The organism is Mesorhizobium sp. M5C.F.Ca.IN.020.29.1.1 (assembly GCF_003997375.1).
GTDB lineage: Bacteria > Pseudomonadota > Alphaproteobacteria > Rhizobiales > Rhizobiaceae > Mesorhizobium > Mesorhizobium wenxiniae.
In genome coordinates this window covers 1-1,950 of record NZ_RZSW01000828.1, presented here as the reverse complement: position 1 = coordinate 1,950, position 1,950 = coordinate 1, and the positions used below count along the sequence as shown (strand labels likewise).

The window sequence follows — 1,950 nt, the reverse complement described above, 5'->3', positions numbered from 1 at the left end:
GAGGAATGCCGGGCACTGGAGCGAGCCGCCGCGGCGATCCTCGCGACGCTGCAGAACGAGCACGGCGCGACATGGAACGCCGGTGGCGACGGCTACACCCTTAAGCTTGCCGGCATCCAGTCATCCTGCACTGGCGGCGCGGGCGGCCTGCTGCGCAACTGGCGCAACGCCGCGCAACGCCGTCTCGATACGGAGGCGGCGCGATGACCCCGAAAATGGTTGCAGCGCTGCAGGCCGCGTCGGATGCCGATGCCGCCGGCGGCTTGTGCTGGACGGTGGCAGGCTGGATCGATCCCGGCAATTGCTGGGAGTATCACGGCCCGGTCGTCGTCTCTCGCCTGGTCTGGACGCATGGCTACCTTGCCGAGACGGGCAAAGGCAGGGGCAAGAATGCTCGCCGCGTCATAACCGACGCCGGCCGCGCCAAGTTGCAGGAACTTGCCGCCAAGCCCTCCAGGAGGCGGGCATGACGCTCTCTAACGGCACCGAAGGCCCGGCACCACGTCCGCAAGCCGCCGTTGCGCCTGGCGGTCCCTCTGTGAAGAAGCGTGTACACGCTTGCCTCGAGTGCGGTGAACAGCGTTCGGCCAAGGGCGAATTCTGCTCGACCGATTGTCGAACCGCCTTCAACAACCGGCGCAAGGCGCGGGGCGCCGAGCTGCACGACCTCTACATGGCGCACCGCTTCGACCGCGCCAATGCGCAGGCGCTCGGCGTGCTGCAGGCGATGAACCGCCTGGCGTCGGTCTGGCGCGAGGAAGACAAGGCCAGGCGCGCCGGCCGCCGCTCCTGGCGCGCCACGCGCGACGTGCTGGCCGAGCGCCCCTATCTGCGCAGCATCAGGGGGCAGGCATGATCGACACGCTGCTGATCGGCCTCGCCATCGCCGCCGTCGCGGCCGTGCACCTGGCCTTGCTGGTCGAGGCGCTGCACGCTCCGCGCCGGCGCCGCCGCGGCTTCGACGTGCGCAACGATGAATGAGCTCGGCCTGTTCGCCGCCCTGCTGGGCGTCGTCTTCTTGACCGGCGCGTTTGCCGGCCTGCGCATCGGCTTCGCCATCGGGCGCCGCCGGCTACGATAGATCCCTTTTTGAGGGGATCGCCCGGCGGGATTGGAACCTCCCACCAGCGTACCCGCCGGGCTCACCAACCTCGCCGATTTAACGAGAGCGGCGAGCACCTAGGCCGGGCGGCCGTGAATGGCGCCCGGCATTTCTTCGCAAAACAGGACTAGCCATGCGCAATCTGAATGACCTTAGCCGCTTCCGTGTCATGCTGCCGCCGAACATCGCGACGCTTTGGGGCGTGGATCCTGCCGGCGATGCTATCTGCGGCGCTTTCGTTCTGTTGTCGCCGATCGACCGCCGCCAGCTGCGCGTCATCGCCTCGAACGGCGACGGTTGGGATCACGTCAGCGTGTCGCTCGCCAATCGTTGCCCGCGTTGGCAGGAAATGGAGTTCATCAAGCGAGCCTTTTTCCGGCCGGATGAAGTCGCCATGCAGCTGCATGTGCCGCCGGCCGATCACATTTCGCATCATCCATTCTGCCTACACCTTTGGCGGCCGCATGCCGGGGCTATCCCGCTGCCGCCGCCGGCAATGGTTGCCTAGTCCACAGCCCGTTTTGACAACTCGAAAGGATTTCATCATGTTCGCCGGTTCCAGACTGCCACGCGAAGGGCGCGCCATGGGCAAGGTCGAAATCAATATCCCGCTGGTCACCTGGCGCGACGGCCGGCCGCGCTTCTTCGCCTCGAAGGTGCATCGCCAGCTCGGCTACAAAGGCGAGGATCTGCGCCACGGCAAGGCCGGGCCATGGTTCACGGTCGAGGAGGCGATCGCCTGGTCGGAAACCCGCCAGATCGAGCTCAAGCTAAAGCGCGAAAAAATCGCCGCCGGCGAGACCACCGTGAACAAGACCGCCAATGCTGCCGAGCGCGCCCGGCTCGCC

General features: G+C 66.9%; 6 protein-coding genes. All 6 read left to right on the top strand.

The genetic code is table 11. The features are described 5' to 3' along the window. The coding region (locus tag EOA85_RS37910; RefSeq protein WP_206523446.1) for a hypothetical protein at positions 1 to 207 on the top strand (207 nt) is incomplete at its 5' end. Continuing rightward, positions 204 to 470 (top strand): hypothetical protein, encoded by a 267-nt coding sequence (locus tag EOA85_RS34010; RefSeq protein WP_127212612.1) that lies wholly within the window; start codon positions 204 to 206, stop codon positions 468 to 470. The genes EOA85_RS37910 and EOA85_RS34010, both read left to right, overlap by 4 nt. Beyond that, positions 467 to 856, top strand: a complete 390-nt coding sequence (locus EOA85_RS34005; protein WP_245486295.1) for a transcriptional regulator — start codon at positions 467 to 469, stop codon at positions 854 to 856. Before EOA85_RS34010 ends, EOA85_RS34005 begins: the two co-directional genes overlap by 4 nt. After that, on the top strand, positions 853 to 981 hold the full coding sequence (locus EOA85_RS40020) for a hypothetical protein (RefSeq protein WP_281033829.1): 129 nt from the start codon (positions 853 to 855) through the stop codon (positions 979 to 981). The genes EOA85_RS34005 and EOA85_RS40020 overlap by 4 nt, the downstream gene beginning before the upstream one ends. A 254-nt stretch (positions 982 to 1,235) precedes the next feature. Further along, on the top strand, positions 1,236 to 1,610 hold the full coding sequence (locus EOA85_RS34000; protein ID WP_127212611.1) for a hypothetical protein: 375 nt from the start codon (positions 1,236 to 1,238) through the stop codon (positions 1,608 to 1,610). Between the two features lie 37 nt (positions 1,611 to 1,647). Further along, positions 1,648 to 1,950, top strand: a 303-nt coding sequence (locus EOA85_RS33995) for a hypothetical protein (RefSeq protein WP_164760087.1), incomplete at its 3' end; no start/stop codon positions are given.